This is a genomic window from Microcystis sp. M_QC_C_20170808_M9Col (genome assembly GCF_007095495.1).
Lineage (GTDB): Bacteria > Cyanobacteriota > Cyanobacteriia > Cyanobacteriales > Microcystaceae > Microcystis > Microcystis aeruginosa.
In genome coordinates this window covers 1-21,074 of the sequence record NZ_SFBZ01000262.1, presented here as the reverse complement: position 1 = coordinate 21,074, position 21,074 = coordinate 1, and the positions used below count along the sequence as shown (strand labels likewise).

Below are 21,074 nucleotides of genomic sequence, written 5' to 3'. Positions count from 1 at the left end.
CTTAATCTTGAATTATGCCAGTAGCCTCACTTCTCCCTCCTCTCGGCTGACTAATTGCGAGTTAGGATCAAGGTTACATTTCCTTTAGATTTTTAAGCCATGTCGTTGAACCAAGAATCCCTCGCTTTTAGCCATGGGAGGGTCAAGAACTCAACTAGCGAAATTTTGATCGTGGGCGGTGGTATCATCGGATTAGCGATCGCCGTCGATTTGCAATTGCGCGGGGCAAAAGTTACCCTCCTAGTTCGAGATATAGCTCAGTCCGCTAGTCGTGCGGCTGCGGGAATGTTGGCCCCCCATGCGGAGGGGATTCCCCCGGGTCCGTTTCTCGATCTTTGTCTGCGATCGCGCTGGCTATATCCGGAGTGGAGCCGCAAAATCGAGGATTTAACGGGTATAAACACTGGTTACTATCCCTGCGGTATTCTTGCTCCCGTTTACGAGCTAGAGCCGCCCGTTACTACCGAGGAAGTTAATAAAATTTGGTTAGACAGCAATGCAGTTCACCTCTACCAACCCGGACTAGGTAAAGATGTGGTCGGTGGTTGGTGGTATCCCGACGATGGACAAGTGGATAACCGGCAGCTAGTGACTGCGCTGCAACAAGCGGCCGAAAATTTAGGGGTAGAAATTCGCCAAGGCATAGAAGTTCACGCACTACAACAAAAGCAGGGAAAAGTCAAGAGTATTTATACCTCAATTGGGGAATTAGAAGCAAAAATTTACATTTTAGCGGCGGGATCCTGGACGAGTCAACTTTTACCCCTCCCTATCCATCCCGTCAAAGGTCAAATGGCCGCGGTAAAAATGCCCCCTAACCAGACCTTAGCTAGGGTTTTATTCGGTCCGCAAACCTATCTAGTTCCCCGTCGCCATGGTCGTTTAATTATCGGGGCCACTTCCGAAAAAGTCGCCTGGCAAACGGGTAATACACCCCAAGGACTACAAACCCTTTTTGAGCGCGCTACCCGTCTCTATCCCCCTTTAGCTGACTGGGAAATCGAGGAAATGTGGTGGGGATTCCGCCCGGGTACACCGGATGAATTGCCCATTTTAGGCCGCAGTAGCTGTGATAACCTTATTTTAGCCACCGGTCACTATCGTAACGGCATTTTACTCGCTCCTGTCACTGCTTCCTTAATCGCTGACCTGGTGATTAAGGACAAAGTTAATCCCATTTTGACCCATTTTAGCTGCGATCGCTTTAATCAACCATCACCCGTTACTGTTCCACCTATGTCCTTAACTATTATTGAGAATAAACCCCAAGCGCTTTTATCGCTCCAGAATGATCGCCTCACCATTGCCGGGAAAACTTTTCACTCCCGCTTGATGACTGGGACTGGCAAATATGCCAATCTGACCACTATGCAGGAAAGTATTACTGCCAGTGAATGTCAGATTGTCACAGTTGCCGTTAGACGAGTACAAACGAACGCACCCGGTCATGAGGGATTAGCAGAAGCGATCGATTGGTCGAAAATCTGGATGTTACCCAACACTGCTGGTTGTCAAACGGCCGAAGAAGCGATTCGGGTAGCCCGTTTAGGGCGAGAAATGGCCAAATTATTGGGACAGGAAGACAATAACTTTATTAAACTCGAAGTTATTCCCGATCCTAAATATTTATTACCCGATCCGATCGGAACTTTGCAAGCGGCGGAACAATTAGTTAAAGAAGGTTTTGCCGTACTGCCCTATATTAACGCCGATCCTCTCTTAGCCAAACGTTTAGAGGAGGCTGGCTGCGCCACGGTTATGCCCCTAGGATCGCCGATCGGGTCGGGACAGGGCCTGAAAAATGAGGCAAATATCGCGATTATCATCGAATCGGCCAAAATTCCCGTGGTGGTAGATGCCGGGATCGGTACACCCTCAGAAGCGGCCCGGGCCATGGAAATGGGTGCGGATGCTTTATTAATTAACAGTGCGATCGCTATGGCGGCCAATCCGGCTATGATGGCGCAAGCCATGGGAATGGCGGCAAAAGCGGGACGTTTAGCCTATTTAGCGGGAAGAATGCCCATTAAGTCCTATGCTAGTCCTAGTTCCCCCCTGACGGGAACGATCGCCTAACCCAGTGATCTTAAGCTGGCAATGGGCTGTTTTCAGCTATCGTGGGCGGGGCGAGAAAAATTGACTAGAATAAAAGAGGTGGAATCATGATCGAGAGTCTGCCGGGTAATTACCGTCATGGCCGCCAATGCTGAGATTACATTTTTTGATCACCGAGGTATATTGGCGATGATCACTAAAAATTCTTTATTATCAGGTTTGTTTCTGGGTCTGGGTTGGGTTGGCGTTAGCGGCAACCTAGTCTTGGCCCAATTGCCTATCAGTGAGCGTTGTTTAGCGGGGGCTGAATCCTGCGCTTACCAAAAATATCCCCAATACAATCAGCAATTAGACTTTCGTACCAGTCCCCAAATCGAGCAGCGGCGACTGAACACGCTCGAAAATCAATGCGGTAGCATTAATTCCTCTCGTTGTCATAATCTGCGTCCGCAGGTGCAAGAGCTACAGAAAACTCCCACCATGCAGCAATTGCGGGAACAACAGATTAGAATTATCCAAACTCGTTAAAATAGGGGAGATTTGGCTATCTCCCCCCACACCACACCTCGATAAATCCCACAATTAACGCACTTCAAACAAACGATTATCCGGTAAATTACTAATCGCTCGCTGGAGACTATTCAAGGATCTATTGTAATCGACGATCGCCTGTAGATAACGGCTTCTGGCATCGGTTAAATCCCGTTGGGAGTTAATTACATCCGTTTGGGTTCCCACACCCGCCTGAAAGCGTAAACGGGCTAATCGCAGACTTTCCGTGGCGGATTCAATGCTTTTTTGCGAAGTTTTGATGTTTTCTTGGTTAGAAATCAAACTATAGTAGGATTCCTCCACTTGAAGGCGAATTTCATTGCGACGGAGGGAGAATTCCGTATCGGCGCGATCGATATTTCTTTCCGCTTGACGAGCGCGAGCAAAAGCACGACCACCATCAAAGAAAGTCCAACGAATCCGGCCACCGACGCTAAAACCATCGCCAAAACCAGCTTCATCACTGAGATCGTTGAGGACATTATACTCGCCCAGAAGGTCCACTTGGGGAATCACCGCCGAAATGGCGATCGAGCGGTCTTCTGCGCTAATTTCCCGTTGTAAGAGTTGTTGTTCTAATTCGGCGCGATTTTTGTAGGCCAAAACGATACTATCATCAAGACTCAAGCCCCAAGTTCCCGCCTCGCGAATCTCATCGGCAGCGGTTAACTCGATGTGTTGGCCGACACTTAATATTTGTGCCAGTCGCCGTCGGGAAATACGCTGGGTAGAAATCGCCCGGGTTAAGTCTTGGTTAGCGTTGGCTAGGTCAACTTCCGCCTGTAGGACAGCAAATCGGGTTCCTAGTCCCGCTTGCTCCAATAATTGAGCATCCCGTAAACTTTGACTAGCATCTTCGATCGAGGCTTGGGCGATCGCTACCTGAGCGTCACCCCTCTGTAATTCATAATAGGCATCGGTGGCATCAAAACGAGTTTGTTCCGAGACTCGTTCCACCTCTAATTCCCGTTGCCGGATCACTTTTTCGGCCCTTTTGATCTGGGCTGCCCGTTCACCCCCTGTATAAACCCCATAGACAATCCGAACACTACCCTGAAGGTTGGTACTATCTTCGGGTGTAACTGCTGGGATGCCCTGTTGACGAGCCAAATTATTCTGTCGTTGGGCAGCTGCCGATTGATCCTGGGTGAGACTGGTTTCCGCTTGGGCCGTGGGTAATAAAGCGGCCTGTTGTTCTTTTAATTGGGCGCGAGCGATTTCTAAATCGACCCGGGCTGTCTGTAAGGTCTGATTATTTTTTAAAGCTAATTCGATCGCTTGATTTAAGGTGATCGGTTGTACTACCCTAATATTCACCTCATCCGGTTTGGTGGGAAAAATTAGGGGATTGCCACTAGGATTAAGATAATTAGGGGCTTTGGGATCCGCTTCCGTGGTTGCCGGTGCCGCCGATGGACCGGGTAATTGAGAAACTGGATTGGCAGTAGGTCGGGGTTTCTTCAATAAATCGGCAGCGGACTGAGTTTGTGCCTTAACCGAGGATTCAGCCAAGAAAATCAACCCAAGCACCGCACTCACGGTAATACCATAACGCAAGAGCAACATGAGTATCTCGAAAGTAAACAGTAAACGATAAGAAGTAAATAAGCTCACACCACTATGTTGGCCGATTACTAATTACCGATAGTAACACGGGAGTATGAAAGCCACCGTCTTTTAAGCATCAGCTAAAATGAGATTCGATTGATTTTGAACGGGACATTAGAACAGCATTAGATTTAGCCCAATACTTATAGGAGGTTCTCTCTGGCTACAATTCAGACTTATCCTTGGGATGCAGCAGATCATTTGAAAACAAAAGAAGATATCGCTGCTTATCTGGAAGCTGCCCTCGAAGATGGCGATCCTAGCTTAGTAGTGGCAGCATTAGGCGATATTGCCCGTTCTCAAGGGATGACTCGTATTGCTCGTGAGACGGGTTTGGGACGGGAGAGTCTCTATAAATCTTTGTCGAATCAGGGTAATCGGTGAGTTTGCTACAGTTCTTAAGGTTTTGCAAGCACTTGGGTTACGCCTGCAAGTTGTACCCATTACCTAAAAATCCCTAATCACTAATCCTACTCCATCCCGACGCGGATCGCCCGTAGCGGTTAATTCCCCCCGATCATTCACTGCCACCCCATGCACACCCCCAAAAAACATATTTTGTTCTTGCCAACGGGATACTTGAGTATTTGCGGGTAAAACCAGATTTTTGAGCATATTTTCCCGATCTTCTAAAGGTTCAATTCCTAATTGTTGATTTTCCCAATGTATGCGCGAGGCAGCGATCGCATCGGCTAAAGATTGCCGAAAATCGATTAAATTGCTAATAACCTGCAAAATAGCGGTGCGAATGCGATTGGAACCCCCAGAACCGAGAACAAATCGCGGCTTTCCTTCCTCTAAAATCATCGTCGGGGACATCATTGAGGATAAACGACGATCAACCGGCCAATTGTGAAAACCAAAGGGATTTAAGTCCGCTTCCCCGATCATATTATTGAGCATAATTCCCGTCCCCGGCACGGTATAAGCCGATCCTTCCCCGTTGGAAAAGGTGGCACTGGCCGCATTACCTTCCCCATCGATAACACTAATATGGGTGGTACTGCCCCATTTATTGGGATATTTGCCTAAAAATTCCGACGAGAGGAATTGCTCTTCGATTCCCTCCTGATGGATAAAATTATCGTAGCCTTGGGCGCGCGCTTGATTGGTTAAGGCCATCACCTCCGTTAAAATTTGCAGATGTTTGGCTCCTAGATGCTCTAAAGCCGATAAATTAACTGCTTCTAGTAATTTTAGGGCAAAAGCTAGGAGAATTCCCCCAGAACTAGGAGGCGGATTAGTCAGTATTTCGTAACCCCGATATTGGGTTTTTAGGGGTTTTCTCTCAAGGACTTGGTAATGATTTAAATCCTCTAGGGTGAGATAACCACCCTCCTGCATATCCTTGGCGATTTGGTGGGCGATTTCTCCCTCATAAAAGTCTTTTACGCCTTTTTTGCTTAATTCCTCTAAGCTGTTGGCAAAATCCCTCATCACACAGCGATCGCCAGCTTGGAGGAGTTTTCCTTGCGGGGCATAGACTTTTAAACCCTCTCTATCTTTGAGCAGGATCGAAGCGAGTAAACCAAGGCAAAAGCCGTTATATTGGCTCAAAATGTAGCCTTGTCGAGCATATTCGATCGCTGGTTCCGCTACCACGGCAAAGGGCAATTTTCCCAGTTTTTTCTGCACTGTTTCCAATCCCCGTAATGCTCCGGTCGTTGCGATCGCACCTCGGCCAATGTGAAAATCTTGACTAGCACCACCAAAATCGATCGCCACTGGGTAAAAGTCGATATTTGTCAAGGGTTTTTTATATTTTGGAGTTTGACAAAAAAAATCAAAAAGGGTATTGACTTTTTCTTTGGTATGTGCTAGTAAAAAACCGCCGCCCCCCGCGGAAGCGAGGGTGAATTCGACCACGAAAGCCGCTAAAATCGAGCCAACTATCGCATCGAAGGCATTTCCGCCCATTTCTAAGATTAATTGTCCAGCTTCGGCAGTTTTTGGATGTCCTGCGGCGATAGCGCCCTTGCTTTTGCGAGTCACTTTGATTCAGTTATCAGTTATCAGTTATCAGTTATCAGTGGGGAGATGGGGGTGTGGGGTGTGGGGTGTGGGGTGTGGGGTGTGGGGAGAATAAATAAAAATAATCTCCTGTCTCCTGTCTCGGAGTCTCCTGGCTCCTGAATAGGGCTATTTTTTAAATTGCTTAACCGCTTGATAGATTTCGGGTAAACGCTTGTAAGCGGCTGCTACCTTGAGGAATAGTTTATGCGGCATAGCGGGAGAACCAGAAACCACTTCTCCTGCCCCGATATCGTTGTGAATGCCGGTTTGGGCGGTTGCGATCGCACCGTCCCCGATCGCCGCTTGATTGGCAATGCCCACCTGTCCCGCTAAAATAACACGATTGCCCACTTTTACGCCTCCTGCCATGCCTACCTGTCCGGCAAGGGCGCAAGCTTGGCCAATTTGGCAATTATGGGCAATATGGACGAGATTATCGATCTTAGTCTGGCTACCGATGCGGGTTTCTCCCACTGCCGGGCGATCCACGGTGCTATTACAGCCAATTTCTACCCCATCTTCTAAGACCACGATACCGGATTGTTCCATCTTAAACCAGCCTTCGGGAACCGGCACAAAACCGAAGCCCTCAGCACCGATAACAGCACCACTGTGGATAACGCAATCATTGCCGATTTGTACCCGTTCATGGATAGTACAGTTAGCGTGGAGAATTGTGCGATCACCAATATGCACCCCGGGGTAAACAACGGCGTTAGGATGAATGCACACCCCATCACCGAGGCTGACATTGGCTTCTACCACGGCATGGGCCCCGATGGCGACTTTATGGCCGATTTTAGCCGATGGATGCACCACGGCGGTGGCGTGAATGTAGGGTTGGGGCTGAAAGGGTTGATAGAATAATTTGATGGCGTGGGCGAATAAAAGTCGGGGATTGGCACTAGCTAACCAAGGGATGCCGCGTTCGTCGGCCTGTTGTTGTAAATTGGTATCCAGGGGCAGAATTAGGGCAGTAGCGTCAGTTTTGGCGACAAAGGCAGCAAATTTTCCCCCTTCGATATAGCTAATGGTATCGACTAGGGCGGTTTCGATGGGAGTTATGGCTTTAATTTGGGGATTTCTGTCGGGATAGGCAGTTAAACTGTGAGCAGAGACTAAAGGGCTTAATTTTTGGGCAATTTCACTAAATCTCATAAATATATACTGCGATCGAGATAGGGCTTATCCTAGGATAGTTTAAAACTATACTGATAATCTTGTCGTTATTATAGTCAAAAAAGTTGCTAGTTTTTTAGGGAATAATCCCTGTTTTCCATTTCAACAAAGCCGATCTCGATCTAGCGCGGTTTTGGAGATAAGTTGGCTCTCTCCAAAACCGATTGGTTTTAGTTTTTACTCCTCGATCGAGTTAATAAAATTGACCCGAACATTATTAAGGCGATCAGAGTTGATGGTTCGGGAACTGTTTGAAAATCTAGGTAAAAAATTCCTGACTCTCCCTAACAAACACCAGTATCTACCGGCTTAAGTAGGTAGGCGTTAAAAATTATCAGATGCCCCCCTTATTAAGGGAGATCCCCCCGCCTATCGGCACCCCCCTTATCAAGGGGGGCAGGGGGGATCGAACCTAAAATCCATTTTTAATTTAATTATAACCAGCTACTTAAAACTGGCTGAATATTTTGCCAGTCGAGAGACAAAAAACTTCGGTAAAAAGGAGAAGTTATCGAAAAATTGTGGTTAAAAATCGGAACCTTGATCGGTTACGGTAATTGAAGATGCAACAGACCGCTATTTTTTACGCCTTGTCGTTGAGATTAAACTGGAAACCCTTCCCAATAACGGGCAATCAGTAGGGATTAATCTAGGGATTGTCAACGAGTGCCACCCTCTCAACATTTGATCTGTCGGTCATCACCGCCGCAGAGAGCGCAGTGAGCAGATCAAATCTACAATACCAGATTTTGCAGTGGGGAATCTGGGTTAAAATAGACCGAGAAAGTCAACAAAAAAATTGTCTCGCTCAAGTGGGCGAAAATCAGCTTATGACCCTTGCGGTGGCGATCGAAAAGTTAAAAAAATCCTACGGTCAGACGGCAGCGGTTAAAGATATCTCCTTTACCGTGGCAGCGGCAGAAATCTTCGGTTTACTCGGTCCCAATGGTGCGGGGAAAACCACCACGATTCGCTGTCTTTGTACCCTTGCTAAACCCGATGGCGGCAAAATCGAGGTGGGGGGTGTCGATGCCCTGAATAACCCCAAATCCGCCCGTAAACGCCTGGGTTACGTTGCCCAAGAAGTCGCCCTCGATAAAATGCTCACCGGCCGGGAACTGTTGCAACTACAAGCGGCTCTCTATCACATTCCCGCTCAAAAGTCAAGAGAGCGCATCAAAGAATTAATAAATCTTTTAGGATTAGAGGAATACGCCGACAAAAAAACAGGAACCTATTCCGGCGGCATCAAAAAACGGCTGGATTTAGCGGCGGGATTACTGCATCAGCCGGAGGTTTTGGTGCTGGATGAACCGACTGTGGGACTCGATATCGAAAGTCGTTTGATTGTCTGGGATTTTCTGCGACAATTGCGGGCGGCTGGAACCAGTGTATTAATTACCAGTCATTATCTCGAAGAAATCGACGCTTTGGCCGATAACTTGGCAATTATCGACAATGGTATCGTCATCGCTCGCGGTACCCCCTCACAACTGAAGGAGCAACTGGGCGGCGATCGCATTACCCTAAAAGTGCGAGAATTTTCCCCAGAGGAAGAAGCCCTAAAAGCGAAAGAGTTATTATCCCGTCTGCCTTTTGTCGAGGAAGTGATCGTTAATACCGTCCAGGGTAACTCCCTTAATCTCATCGTGAGGGCGAATAGCAATCCTTTAAGCAAAATTGAACAAACCCTAGCCGAATCGGGATTACCCGTGTTCAGCATGGCCCAATCCCGTCCTAGTCTCGATGATGTCTATCTGGCGGCCACCGGACGCACCCTGATGGATGCGGAAATTGCCGCCGCCAGCAGTCGCGACCTGAAGGCGGAGAAAAAACAAGCGATGAAGGAATCCTAGCCCGGCGAGAAAGGCTGTAATATTGCCTAATTGCCCGGTTAAATCGTCTATAATTGGAGCGATCGATTATATATCAATCAATATGAAAGATAAACGGGTATTGCTGACCGGCGGTACGGGAGGACTGGGTTTAGGAGTCACTCCGGCGGTTTTACACCATGGCGGTCATCTAACCATGACCTATCGGGAGGAAAGGGAGGTAGCTCGTCTGAAATCTCGGCTGAGTGCGGCGGAATTTGAGCGTATTCGCTTTGTCAGGGTGGATTTAACCCAAGAAACTGCCGTGGCTAGATTAATTGATGATCTCGGTCGGGTCGATGTCTTAATTCATCTAGTCGGGGGTTTTACCATGGGGGCGACGGAGGAGTTTAGCTATGAAGATTGGCTAAAAATGTTTGATTTAAACCTCCATAGCACTTTTTTACTGTGTAAACACTGTTTACGCTCGATGAAACTTCATAATTATGGTCGTATCGTCACTATCGGTTCTCGTGGTGCCGTACAACCGGGGGCAAATTTGGCCGCCTATTGTGCCTCGAAAGCGGCGGTAGTGGCTTTAACCCAAGCGATCGCAGAAGAAACCAAACAGACTAATATTACTGCTAACGTGGTTTTACCAAGTGTTATCGATACTCCGGGCAACCGGGAAGCGATGGGAGAGGCAAATGCCAAGGACTGGGTAAGTCCCGAATCTCTAGCCGAGGTGATCTGTTTTCTGGCAGGGGAAGGAGCTAAGGACTTGCGCGGGGCGGCAATTCCCGTCTATGGTTCCCTGTGAGTGGTTTTTTGTCTTCAGGCTGATACACTGATGACGGCGCTCGCTCTTGCTAAAAATTGGGTTTAATTTATGCTTATTCCGATTCTTATCAGTCTTACTATCTTACTTTTATCCTATCTGCTCGGTTCGATTCCCACGGGTTATTTAATCGGTAAATACAGCAAAGGTATCGATATTCGTGACTATGGTTCCGGTTCCACCGGGGCCACCAATGTGCTGAGAACTCTGGGAAAAACTGCCGGGGCGACGGTATTATTAATTGATATGTTAAAAGGAATGGCGGCGGTAGCCCTGGTACGCGGGCTATATTTTATTGATGTCAATCCTCTTCCAGAAAGTTGGTATTACTGGTTAATTATTGGGGCGGGATTGGGGGCAATCATCGGTCATAGTAAATCGATTTTTTTGAATTTTAGCGGGGGTAAATCCGTCGCCACCAGTTTAGGGGTTTTATTAGTGATGAATCCCCTAGTGGCTTGCGGAACTTTGGCGAGTTTTTTAGTTATTCTGGCACTTTTCCGGATTGTTTCTTTAGGTTCGATTATCGGGGCGCTGGTGGTGAATATTTTAATGGTTGTTTTGGGTCAACCTCTCCCCTATATTTTATTTAGTTTGATGGGGGGAATCTATGTGATTGTTCGTCATCAGGGTAATATTAAAAGATTGTTGGCAGGGACGGAACCAAAAATAGGTCAGAAAGTACAGCAATCATCGGAAGTAAGTTAATAACTTTCTCAAGTCAGAATAACCACTGTGAAATGAAGTTGACGGCTCATCAGTTCTTTTATGAATAGGCTAAGACGCATTTTAACCGCCTATCCTTAGATTAGCTAAATCTCCCCCCGACGTCGGGTAGGGTTGGGGGGGTGTTGCCTCTTGCCCCATCTCAACAAGCAATCTTGTCTTTGAGGTTTAATTAGGGTCCATCAAAAAGTGCCAGACCTTGGGGTGATCGGGGGGGAAATTTAGGCACTTTTTCCCTGAAAATTAGGTAATTGACCCCCTGAAAATCGGTAAAACCCTACACCCCACACCCCACACCCCACACCCTACCCCCACGAAAAACTTTGTCAGCAAACCCTAATTAAGACTGTCTGCTGTGGTTTTTAACCAAAGGATAAAACTATTAATATCTTCTTGGACTTGTAGCCATGTATTATAATAGTTATTAACCAGATTTTCTAGTTTTTGTTTTTCCAATTCAAAACCGTAGATATTGCGAACAACGTGCCGAAAGCTTAGGTATTCATTAAGTTTATGCACGGTATCTTCTCGTAATACAGCAGGACGATAATCTTGAGGTTTGCTCATACGATTTAATAGCCTTCTATGCCAGTCATAACTAGATGGTAAGCCACCATTTAACTCAGAAGCGATAATTTGAAAGATTCGTTCACATCCTGTATAGAAGTTATGGAGTTTTAGGGCTAAACTTTCGGCACAAATATCGGCTAGTGCCGGGTTGGTTAGCATTTCCGCTTGAACTAAACGCATTTGGCTTTCTAGCCGATTTAATCTATTAACTTCAGTGGCAATATCAAGGGCGATTTCTTGTAATTCACTGGCACTCATCGGACGCATAAAGACATTCTCCTGTTTGCAAAACTCTTTTAAGAAAATGAGGTTCTAAGTCTTCTATAGGCTTTAAATCAATCCAGCGAGCGCTAATTAAATTAACTTTTCCTAAAGCTTGAAAAAAACTTTCTGGGGGTATGCCAGCCACTGCTAGATCAATATCAGAAGTTTCCTGAAATTTACCTTTAACTAGAGAACCAAACAGGATAATTTTTGTAATTGGGAAATTTTTTTTTAGATAATCAATAACTGGCGGAAGATTTTTCCTTGCCTCTTGAGCTAATTTTTGATTATATTCCTGCTGTTCTTTTTGGCGTTTTTGCCAGTATTCAAGATAGGGATTATTAACCGACATAATCATTATAATATCGAGGATTTAGCTTAACTTTCTGCCCATTGTTCAAAGAAAATTTGAATATCTTTTTCTAAGTTTCTGTAGATTTTTCTTGCCCTGTCTAAATTAACTTTCAATTGCTCATAATCAATATTTGTGCCGTAGGCATGACGAAAAAAGTGCCGAAATCCTCGCAAACTATTTAACAAAGCGGCGGTTTCTGAAGAAATAAAAGCAGGACGAATTCCGGGGATAGGGACAGTCATTCTGTTTAATAAGGCTGTATGCCATTGCCGAGTATCGGCAATATGATTTTCAAAACAGGTAGCCACTATTTTAAGTAAATCCTCAGTGGCACTGTATAAATTATGGATTTGATAGGCAATGCTTTCTAGGCGAATGACATCATCGGGATTAACACCTTCGGCTCTAACAGCAACTTTAGCATCGATGGCTTTGATTAACTGTAATTGAGCATTTATATCAGCTTTCAACAGGATTAGTTGTCGGTTGTCCATAAAATTCCTTCTTCCCGAATGCGGTGGGCAAAATGACAGTTTTTCAGCAGAATAATATCCACCTCTCTCCCCAGATAATAGGAAAGAATACTAATAGCCTCAAAGTGCAGTTCGGGATTGATATTTTCGACGGCAATATCCACATCAGAACCGGGGTGAAATTTATAGGGACGAGTCACGGAGCCAAAGATATAAGCTCGATTAATTCCGTATTTTACCGCATTTTCATGAAGCCATTGTTGAGTTTTTGCCAGCAGGGTTTGTCTTTCCTGTTCTCCTTGAATATCTTTTTCTTTGAGGATTTTATCGAGTTCTGGGGTAGGAAAAGCGCTCATGGGCTTATTTTACCATTGAGTTTAAGTAAGTGGTTCTAATTAAATAGAAGATAGATTGTGCCTTCGATCCCCCCTAACCTTGATCAGGGGGGTGCCGAACTGTTTGGTACTTTATTGACGACAATGCCCAATTAGCAAAGGTTTGAGCTATCACTACTACAATAAAATCACTACCTATCTTGATTTAGAGGATTTTTTCTAAACCGTAGACGAGGGATTGCAGCTGAGTAACTTTACGGATAGAGAGGAGAACCCCCGGCATATAACAGGAGCGATCGCTGGTATCATGACGAAGGGTATAGATTTCCCCGGGGGAACCGAAAATGACTTCTTGGTGGGCAATTAAACCGGGTAGACGCACGCTATGAATACGGATGTTCTCAGCAGTTAAACCGCCTCTAGCGCCGGGGATAGTTTCTTTTTCGGAAACTTGGGCAGGATTAAAGGTTTTACCTAATTCTGCCAGTAATTCGGCGGTTTTGAGTGCCGTTCCACTGGGTGCGTCTGCTTTTTGATTGTGATGCAGTTCGATAATTTCCAGATGATCAAAGTAGCGGGATGCTTGCAGGGCAGCCTGTTGTAGTAAAACCATGCCAATGGAAAAATTGGGGATAACTAAACAGCCGGTGCTGGCTTTTTCGGCAAATTCGGCTAAATCTTGTAGTTGTGCCGGCGATAATCCAGTAGTTCCCACCACGGGACGCACTCCATAGGCGATCGCACTGCGGGTATTGTCATAAACACCGTCGGGATGGGTAAAATCCACCATCACCCCTTGCACTTTTTCCTGAGTTGCCAGGACTAAAACACTCGGCAAATCGTCGAGGATCGGCACTTCTAGGGGTTCACAACCGGCCACTTCCCCCACATCTTGACCTCGAAAAGCTGGATTTCGATCCACTGCACCCACTAAGATCATATCGTCGGCACGAGCAACGGCTTTAATGACTTCCCGTCCCATTTTACCGGCTGCACCGTTGACAACTACAGGAATCGGGCCTCTATTTTCGGTCATGGTTAATTATTCTCCTTATATGTAGGGATTATGGACTGTTGGGGTGGAGGGGTATTTCAGGGACAAAGGAAAAAACCCCAACACCTAACCGCCTTTTGCCTAATCACTAAATTAATTATCCGTTTTCTCACGCACAACGATCGAGGGGGAGGTTGTGAGAAAATCGTGATTATTTAGGGAAAATCTCCCTCGTTAACTCTCCATGCCATGCTTAAACTGTCATTTTCGGGGAATTGAGCCATCAATGGATAAATGTCTCCGTTGTGGTGTTTAGCTGCCAGGATTACTAAAGGAATTTTTACCTTTAATGTCGGGAATCCTCGGTTTTACCTCGGAGATGAAAGGTTCCGCCAATATAAAATAGCGAAGCACAACTCTAAACAGTTGTGTTAAAATAAGTAACTAAGCAAAATTAATTACACAAATCTAACCCCCCTTGCCTCTTGCCTCTTGCATGAGTGCCTTTCTTCACTAGGAAATTTATTTTGCACGACTACTTATAAGAGTCAACAGGTTGAAATGCTGCTCACCGAGGTGAAAATCCCGTTGCAATAGTACGGCACTTTTGAGGAGAAAAAAGAAGACAAGAGCCACCCGAAAACTCTTAAAACAGGGGAGTAAGTCTTGTCCAAGACTGAAATAAACTAAAAACATTTTGCCGTAAGGCAGATAGGGTAGGGCATACCCGAATCTTGGTTGAAAGACCAAAACGCTTGCAGAGCTATCCACAAGTGGACAACTAGATAAGAAGTGATATTCTAGTAGGTTCGGATAGGACATAATCTTGTAAGACGTGAGTAGGGGAAACCAGAAAGCGCAGTGATGAGCTTCGAGAATCCCGACGTGCTTAGTGCGATGGGAGTGTCAATAAAGGGAACCTTACTGAGAGATGGAACTGATGCTATCGATTATCCCCTCGCTCGGGGCAGTTTTGGCATCACCTATCAGGCCTATCATACTAAATGCGGTTATTAAAAACTGATTATTTAGGGTTTGCTGAATAATGGTAAAACCCTTTTAAAATAAGGCTTTTGACCTGTTAAAATCCGATGTTCATGCTGCGAAAATCGGATTGAGACCATCAAAAACCTTGCATTATCCTTATTGTAGTACATAAGTTAGTACAAAAAAGAGAGGGCAACAAAGCCTGAAACTCCCGACGACCGACGACCGACTCCTAACCCCACCAACAAACTTTTTCAGCAAACCCTATTTATAGGTTCAATGATAATCCTTTCTTTGGCTAAAGCCTTGTTATACTCCTTTTCTAACTCGGTTAATTTTCTATTTTTCGATTTTTTTCGTTTTATAACTATTACTATGGTATGCAGCTATTCCCTGATAACCACTGTCTTCTATGCTGGTAGTTCAAGGATGAAAACGAACTCGAATTTTTTTAAATAAACTAAAATAATGACCGCTGCCTTTCCCACAAAAGACACAGATAATTTTCTCGGTATTTTTATCAGCTACTAAGTGAGATTTTCAAGTATGATAACCTCTTTTACCTCCAAAAAAATCTTTCTGTTTCTTTTGAGGGCGTTCCCTGGGAGTTTCCGTTACATCCATTACCGTTACCTCAGGTATCTCTGCTTGATTTAGTAGAGTTTTTTTTCCTTTTAAACGGAAGTTTCCCGATTGTCAAAGCATTTTTTCCGTCTTATTTACAATCTGACCTATAGTTGATTCTGATAGTTGACCGCTTGTACCAATGTGAAAATATGTTCTATATTCTCGCCAATATTCTAACGTTACTAAAACTTGTTCTTCTATAGATAGTTTAGGTTTCGGTCTCCTTTTAGGGTTCTTCGGGATGCGATTTTTGTCAATTGTTTTCGATCTAGAACGAACTAATCAATAGAACTCTTGCCAGATAAGGATTTAGTCGATTTATGCCACCCTATTGAACCATACCAAGTAACGAAGAACCCCTTTTAGATGCTGAATTAGAGTCGGCTGCAACACTTTTTACTGATTCTACCATCTTTCTATAGGTTTGTTTATACACACCGAAACGGCGTTTGAACTGTTCATCTGATAAGTCTCGATCATCCATACTTTTGCTAATAAACATAGCAAAAGTATAGATTATTTCCTGACCTAAGATCACATTTTATTCTTTTTTCCACTGCCATCTAAAAATCGAGAAAAAAGCAAAACGTTCCATTATACCATAAAAAAATTATGCAAGAGGTCTAATCAAATAAAACAAAGATTTGCTGACAGAATTTTACCATTGAGCAACAATATACTTGATATTTGGGCAAAACATTGTGGTGAATCTGAAGCAACCGGTAGAAAATTACCGATTATCGATAGCTTAATAGCAGCCACAGCTTACCAATATAATTTGGTTATTGTCACCCCTAATATTAAAGATTTTAATTTCACCTCAACCAAGGTTTTTAGTCCTTGGGAATACCTCACAAAAAATGGCGAAAATTAACTCTTTTTAATGTAGGTATCTTGCTGATTTTGGTGCGTTACCGCGGATTGTTGATTTTGGTTTTTTGACCAAATTAGTAACCGCCTAAAGCACCCTACTGGACTGTTTCAGCTAATTTGGTGTATTAGAAAAATGCTATAAATTCTATAATCTAAGACTTTAAGCCGAAATCTATTGCCCTATTTTAGTTGAAACAGTCCACTACACTCTACACGCTGGAGTTCTTGACATGATCGCCTTAGTATGCAGCGGCTTAAAAAGATTGTGTTCTGCACCAACAAGGACAAGATTAACTTACTCTAGTGCAGTCAAACCCGATCACCCGAAGCCATCAAAACTATCCAGGGTGCAGGAGTTGAACCTGCCTAGCACGAATTATGAGTTCGTTGCCTCAACCGCTCGGCCAACCCTGGGTTATACTATTAACTCATTATAGATCGGTAGTTACTCCGAACGTGAAAATCCAGCCCCACCAAGATGAAAAAATTTTCAATCAGCACCTCCTTGCAGTTAGGACTCCTTTTGATGGTAGCCATGTTAGCCGCCGGCTTCGGTAGCGGTTGGGTAGCCTATCAATTGGGAATCGCCTCCCTGAAGGGAGTCAGTCAACCGGATATCAACCCCGCTAAAAAGTTTACCAACGATCGCACCAGTTATGGTCGCAATCAAACTTTTATCCCTGTGAAAGAAGAAGAAGTAATTAAAAGAGTGAGAGTTTATATGCAACAACAGAAAAACAAACCGCAATCAAAGGACGAAACCAAAGGATAGGCTTTAAAAAAGGCGAATTTTGCCTTTTCGCTATGGATAATCAGGATTTATTGACTCGTTTAATTTTAGTCTTTTTACTAATCGTCCTCAATGCTTTTTTCGTAGCGGCCGAATTTTCGCTTGTGTCTGTCCGTCGTACCCGCGTCAGTCAGCTAGTGGCTGCGGGAGATGTGCCAGCGCAGACGGTCCAATCTCTACAAAGAAGTCTCGATCGCTTGCTTTCCACTACCCAATTAGGTATCACCCTTTCTAGTTTAGCTTTAGGTTGGATCGGGGAGAGTACCATGACCGTTTTTGTGAGAAAATTACTAAGTTTTTTACCCTTTTCCTTAAACTGGCAAAATCTTCTCTCCCATGGTTTTTCTCTTTGTCTAGCTTTTTTAATCGTGGCCTATCTCCAGATAGTTTTTGGGGAACTTTATCCCAAATCCCTAGCTTTAATTTATGCCGAACCAATGGCGCGATTATTAGCGGCACCTATTGGCGTTATTTCCCGGATTTTTAAACCTTTTATCGGTATTCTTAACCAATCAACTCATTTTTTATTGGTTTTAACCCGTATCCCCGAAGTAGATCTACAGCGTTCTAGTCGGGTAACTTCCGAGGAATTACAATTAATTATCAGCATGGAAGGGGAATTAACAGGATTAGAAGCAGCGGAAAGGAAAATTTTAAATAATGTTTTCCAGTTTAGCGAAATCACTGCCGCGGAAATCATGGTTCCCCATAACCGTTTAATAGCTATTTCCTCGACCGCAACTTTTGAGGAATTATTGCTCCAAGTAGTTAACAGCGGCTATTCTTGTTATCCTGTGGAAGGAGATTCCTGTGATGATATCCGTGGTCTGATCGATTTTAAAGATTTAGCTTTACCCCTTGCTCAGGGTCAGTTAAATTTAACAACCCCGATTAAACCTTGGTTAAAACCTGTGCGTTTTTTCCCCGAAACCACTGCTTTAAATGAATTACTAACAGTGATGAGGGAATCATCCTTAAAGATGGTTATCATTGTCGATGAATTTGGCAGAACAGCCGGTTTATTAACCCTAAAAGATTTAATCGGTGAGATTCTGGGAACTTTTTCCCCTAGTGATGAATCAGGAACAGTAAAATATCAACTCCTCGATGAATCGACTTTTCTCGTACAAGCACAAATGAATTTAGAGGACGTGAACAAAGCATTAAATTTAAGTTTACCCTTGGCCGATGAATACCAAACCCTAGCTGGTTTTGTCCTACATCATTGGCAAAAAATACCGAGGGTGGGAGAACAATTATATTACCAAAATTTAGAATTTACCATCATTTCTAAGGTCGGCCCTCGCTTGGAACAAATTAAGATTTATCGGCAACAACTATCCTCATGATATAAATAAGAAACAACTTTTCTCATTTGTCCTTCTTGATTGATAATCGAGTCCATAGCTGCCCACTCCTGTCACCATGAAACATCTTTTGACACTCCTCCCCCTCAGCTTGGGATTAATTGCCCTCACCCCCGCAAATTTGCCCCTAGAACGTTTTGAAATCTCACAATTAGGAACATCTACGGGATACGATGAACGACTGCTAACGGACAAAAAAACCCTCCTACAAGCGCTCGATCATAGTTTACGTTATCTGAATAGCTCGGCGGCGATCCGCGCCTATCAAAATTATCCTATTCCTGAAATAACTCGTCAGCGAGTGCAGCGTTCCTTAGTCCGTTTTCGTCAATTAGTGCAGAATTCTCCCACTCCCGCAGCTCTACAAAAGGCAGTTAAAAAAGAATTTATTTGGTATCGTTCTTTGGGTAATGATAGCCAAGGAAATGTTAAATTTACTGGTTATTTTGAGCCAATTTATCAAGCAAGTCGGCAAAAAAACGCCGAATATAAATATCCTCTCTATCGCCGACCTGCTAACTTTTATCGCTGGTCAAAACCCCATCCAGCTAGGGTAGAATTAGAGGGAAAAGATGGTTTACTGGGGGAAAATAGCCGTCTCTCGAGATACGAATTAGTCTGGTTAAAAGATCGCTTAGAAGCTTATCTAGTTCATGTGCAAGGTTCGGCGAAATTACGTTTACCTAATGGTCAAATTATGAGCATCGGTTTTGATGGCAATACCGAGCATCCCTACACAAGTCTGGGAAAAGAAATGATTGCCGATGGTATTTTTCCCGCCGAGGGTTTAACCTTACCAATGGTTTTGGATTTTCTCAGAAGTAATCCCGAGCAATTAAAGAATTATATTCCCCGCAATAATCGGTTTATTTTCTTTCGAGAAACCCACGGCACACCTGCCACTGGTAGTCTTGGAGTTCCGGTTTTACCAGAAAGATCGATCGCTACAGATAAAAGTATTTTTCCCCCCGGCGCTTTAGCAGTAATTGAGACAGAAATTCCCCAGGAAAATCTTAATAAAAAATTAGTGAGTCGCTATGTTCTCGATCAAGATACTGGCAGCGCAATTAAAGGTACTGGGAGGGTAGATATTTTTATGGGAACAGGAAAAAATGCTGGCGAGCGAGCCGGTTTAATTAATACTCCCGGTCAGCTATATTATTTATTATTGAGGGAATAGGAAATAGTATAGGTAGAATTAAGATACAATTCCCAGAATCGGTTATCGGTTATCATATTTAAGGGAGAATTTTAAAAATAGAATGATGAAAAAAAACACCAATATAGATTGGTCGGATTGTGGTCCAATTACTTTAGTAGTCGTGCAGCCGACTTCTTTTTGTAATCTCAATTGTGATTACTGTTATTTACCCGATCGCCACTTAAAAAATAGCTTATCCTTAGATTTAATCGAGCCGATTTTTCAGAGGGTTTTTAGTAGTCGTTTTCTCCAAGATGATTTTACCATTTGCTGGCACGCCGGCGAACCCTTAGCAGTTCCCATCAGTTTTTATGAAAGTGCTTTCGCCAAAATTGCGGAAGTTAGCGAGAAATATAATCAGCAGGGTTACTGTTTTCGTCATTCGGTACAAACTAATGCCACTTATATTAACGATGCTTGGTGTCAATTATTTAAAAAGCATGATGTTTATGTGGGAGTCAGTCTTGATGGACCGGCCTTTATTCACGACATCCACCGGCAAAACCGCAAGGGAACTGGCAGTCATGCTGCTACAATGCGGGGGATTTCTTTCTTGCAAAAACATGAAATTGATGTCAGTATCATCGCTGTTTTAACAGAAGATTCTCTCGACTATCCCGACGAAATTTTTAACTTTTTTTGGGATCATGGCCTTACCGATGTGGCTTTTAATATGGAAGAAACCGAGGGTATTCATTCACAATCTTCCTTAGATAAATTAGGTATTGAACAACGTTATCGCCAGTTTATTGCCAGATTTTGGGAGTTAGTCACGGCCAAACAAGGAGAATTTAAGCTGCGAGAATTTGAATCGATCTGTAGTTTGATTTATGCCGATGAACGCTTAGAAAATACCGATATGAATCGACCTTTTATGATTGTCAATTTTGATAATCAAGGTAATTTTTCCACCTTTGATCCGGAATTACTATCGATTAAAACCCAACCCTACGGTGATTTTATCTTTGGTAATGTTTTGAGCGATTCCCTAGAATCTATCTGTGAAACCGAGAAATTTCAACAAATTTACGCTGATATGCGCGGTGGAGTCGATTTATGTCGGCAAAAATGCGATTATTTTGGGGTTTGTGGGGGTGGTGCCGGTAGTAACAAATATTGGGAAAATGGCACTTTCAACTCCACAGACACTAAAGCCTGTTTATACCGGATTAAGTGTATCACCGATATAGTTCTTGATCGCCTAGAAAATTTATTAGAAGTTTAAAGATTTTTTTAGCTATCAGTAAACAGTAATCAGTTCACTGATTACTGTTTACTGTTCACTGTTCACAGCAAAAAACTCCCCATTACCCCATCTCCCTACTCTCCTATACCTGGCTCTTCGTTACCCTTTATGCTAAATCAACATACAAGATGCCAAGATAACATACTTCTAACCCAAAAATTCCGAAAGTTTCTAAAGCCATAGCCTCTCCGTTTTATTAGTTTAAGT

The 21,074-nt window shown here is 43.9% G+C and carries 20 protein-coding genes, 1 tRNA gene and 2 pseudogenes; 12 read left to right on the top strand and 11 right to left on the bottom strand.

Annotation, left to right across the window (positions count from 1 at the left end):
- Window positions 1-99: 99 nt before the first annotated feature.
- The gene (gene thiO, locus EWV68_RS15865; RefSeq protein WP_287170361.1) at window positions 100-2,076 is read left to right on the top strand and encodes a glycine oxidase ThiO; all 1,977 of its coding nucleotides are present in this window, start codon (window positions 100-102) and stop codon (window positions 2,074-2,076) included.
- Window positions 2,077-2,193: 117 nt separating this feature from the next.
- Window positions 2,194-2,583 carry a hypothetical protein gene (locus EWV68_RS15860; protein ID WP_287170360.1) on the top strand — a complete coding sequence of 130 codons (390 nt, stop codon included), beginning with the start codon at window positions 2,194-2,196 and terminating at the stop codon, window positions 2,581-2,583.
- Between the two features lie 54 nt (window positions 2,584-2,637).
- On the opposite strand, the gene EWV68_RS15855 is transcribed toward EWV68_RS15860, so the two are convergent.
- A complete protein-coding gene (locus EWV68_RS15855; protein WP_061431304.1) occupies window positions 2,638-4,173 on the bottom strand; it encodes a TolC family protein in 1,536 nt (511 codons plus the stop codon).
- A gap of 243 nt (window positions 4,174-4,416) precedes the next feature.
- Between EWV68_RS15855 and EWV68_RS22120 the strand changes: the two genes are divergently transcribed.
- Window positions 4,417-4,599 carry an addiction module antidote protein gene (locus EWV68_RS22120; protein ID WP_239698039.1) on the top strand — a complete coding sequence of 61 codons (183 nt, stop codon included), beginning with the start codon at window positions 4,417-4,419 and terminating at the stop codon, window positions 4,597-4,599.
- Between the two features lie 63 nt (window positions 4,600-4,662).
- Here EWV68_RS22120 and ggt read toward each other — a convergent pair whose 3' ends face one another.
- The 3 genes from ggt to EWV68_RS15835 all read right to left on the bottom strand — a co-directional run bounded on the left by ggt (window position 4,663) and on the right by EWV68_RS15835 (window position 7,679).
- Window positions 4,663-6,207 carry a gamma-glutamyltransferase gene (ggt, locus tag EWV68_RS15845; protein WP_287170358.1) on the bottom strand — a complete coding sequence of 515 codons (1,545 nt, stop codon included), beginning with the start codon at window positions 6,205-6,207 and terminating at the stop codon, window positions 4,663-4,665.
- 147 nt (window positions 6,208-6,354) lie between these two features.
- The gene (gene lpxD, locus EWV68_RS15840) at window positions 6,355-7,386 is read right to left on the bottom strand and encodes a UDP-3-O-(3-hydroxymyristoyl)glucosamine N-acyltransferase (protein WP_287170357.1); all 1,032 of its coding nucleotides are present in this window, start codon (window positions 7,384-7,386) and stop codon (window positions 6,355-6,357) included.
- A gap of 191 nt (window positions 7,387-7,577) precedes the next feature.
- Complete coding sequence (locus EWV68_RS15835; RefSeq protein ID WP_287170365.1) at window positions 7,578-7,679, bottom strand: PEP-CTERM sorting domain-containing protein; 102 nt, start codon at window positions 7,677-7,679, stop codon at window positions 7,578-7,580.
- Between the two features lie 272 nt (window positions 7,680-7,951).
- Here EWV68_RS15835 and EWV68_RS22115 point away from each other — a divergent pair.
- The 4 genes and pseudogenes from EWV68_RS22115 to plsY form a co-directional block, all read left to right on the top strand.
- Window positions 7,952-8,090, top strand: a pseudogene (locus tag EWV68_RS22115) (RNA-guided endonuclease TnpB family protein); the annotation flags it as partial.
- A 147-nt stretch (window positions 8,091-8,237) separates the two neighbouring features.
- Entirely contained in the window at window positions 8,238-9,263 is a 1,026-nt protein-coding gene (locus tag EWV68_RS15830; protein WP_061431423.1) for an ABC transporter ATP-binding protein, read from the top strand.
- Between the two features lie 82 nt (window positions 9,264-9,345).
- On the top strand, window positions 9,346-10,041 hold the full coding sequence (fabG, locus tag EWV68_RS15825) for a 3-oxoacyl-ACP reductase FabG (RefSeq protein WP_287170356.1): 696 nt from the start codon (window positions 9,346-9,348) through the stop codon (window positions 10,039-10,041).
- Window positions 10,042-10,110: 69 nt separating this feature from the next.
- Window positions 10,111-10,767, top strand: a complete 657-nt coding sequence (gene plsY / locus EWV68_RS15820; RefSeq protein ID WP_425184206.1) for a glycerol-3-phosphate 1-O-acyltransferase PlsY — start codon at window positions 10,111-10,113, stop codon at window positions 10,765-10,767.
- A 354-nt stretch (window positions 10,768-11,121) separates the two neighbouring features.
- On the opposite strand, the gene EWV68_RS15815 is transcribed toward plsY, so the two are convergent.
- The 6 genes and pseudogenes from EWV68_RS15815 to EWV68_RS15790 form a co-directional block, all read right to left on the bottom strand.
- Window positions 11,122-11,622, bottom strand: a complete 501-nt coding sequence (locus EWV68_RS15815) for a ribonuclease toxin HepT-like protein (protein ID WP_002767902.1) — start codon at window positions 11,620-11,622, stop codon at window positions 11,122-11,124.
- Complete coding sequence (locus EWV68_RS15810; RefSeq protein WP_239698042.1) at window positions 11,600-11,977, bottom strand: nucleotidyltransferase family protein; 378 nt, start codon at window positions 11,975-11,977, stop codon at window positions 11,600-11,602. Before EWV68_RS15810 ends, EWV68_RS15815 begins: the two co-directional genes overlap by 23 nt.
- A 20-nt stretch (window positions 11,978-11,997) precedes the next feature.
- On the bottom strand, window positions 11,998-12,468 hold the full coding sequence (locus tag EWV68_RS15805; protein WP_061431310.1) for a ribonuclease toxin HepT-like protein: 471 nt from the start codon (window positions 12,466-12,468) through the stop codon (window positions 11,998-12,000).
- Window positions 12,450-12,803 (bottom strand): nucleotidyltransferase family protein, encoded by a 354-nt coding sequence (locus tag EWV68_RS15800; protein ID WP_193961847.1) that lies wholly within the window; start codon window positions 12,801-12,803, stop codon window positions 12,450-12,452. The genes EWV68_RS15805 and EWV68_RS15800 overlap by 19 nt, the downstream gene beginning before the upstream one ends.
- 184 nt (window positions 12,804-12,987) lie before the next feature.
- A complete protein-coding gene (dapB, locus tag EWV68_RS15795; RefSeq protein ID WP_061431312.1) occupies window positions 12,988-13,818 on the bottom strand; it encodes a 4-hydroxy-tetrahydrodipicolinate reductase in 831 nt (276 codons plus the stop codon).
- A gap of 1,208 nt (window positions 13,819-15,026) precedes the next feature.
- Window positions 15,027-15,892, bottom strand: a pseudogene (locus tag EWV68_RS15790) (transposase family protein); the annotation flags it as partial.
- Window positions 15,893-16,054: 162 nt separating this feature from the next.
- Between EWV68_RS15790 and EWV68_RS15780 the strand changes: the two are divergent.
- On the top strand, window positions 16,055-16,264 hold the full coding sequence (locus EWV68_RS15780; RefSeq protein ID WP_061431313.1) for a PIN domain-containing protein: 210 nt from the start codon (window positions 16,055-16,057) through the stop codon (window positions 16,262-16,264).
- Window positions 16,265-16,604: 340 nt separating this feature from the next.
- Here EWV68_RS15780 and EWV68_RS15775 read toward each other — a convergent pair.
- Window positions 16,605-16,677 (bottom strand) — tRNA-Ile (locus tag EWV68_RS15775).
- Between the two features lie 64 nt (window positions 16,678-16,741).
- Here EWV68_RS15775 and EWV68_RS15770 point away from each other — a divergent pair.
- From EWV68_RS15770 to grrM, 4 genes are all read left to right on the top strand, one after another.
- The gene (locus EWV68_RS15770; RefSeq protein WP_061431314.1) at window positions 16,742-17,035 is read left to right on the top strand and encodes a hypothetical protein; all 294 of its coding nucleotides are present in this window, start codon (window positions 16,742-16,744) and stop codon (window positions 17,033-17,035) included.
- Window positions 17,036-17,067: 32 nt separating this feature from the next.
- Complete coding sequence (locus EWV68_RS15765; protein ID WP_061431315.1) at window positions 17,068-18,402, top strand: hemolysin family protein; 1,335 nt, start codon at window positions 17,068-17,070, stop codon at window positions 18,400-18,402.
- Window positions 18,403-18,478: 76 nt separating this feature from the next.
- Window positions 18,479-19,600, top strand: a complete 1,122-nt coding sequence (gene mltA, locus EWV68_RS15760; protein WP_061431316.1) for a murein transglycosylase A — start codon at window positions 18,479-18,481, stop codon at window positions 19,598-19,600.
- An 85-nt stretch (window positions 19,601-19,685) separates the two neighbouring features.
- Entirely contained in the window at window positions 19,686-20,846 is a 1,161-nt protein-coding gene (grrM, locus tag EWV68_RS15755; protein ID WP_061431317.1) for a cyclophane-forming radical SAM/SPASM peptide maturase GrrM/OscB, read from the top strand.
- Window positions 20,847-21,074 lie beyond the last annotated feature (228 nt).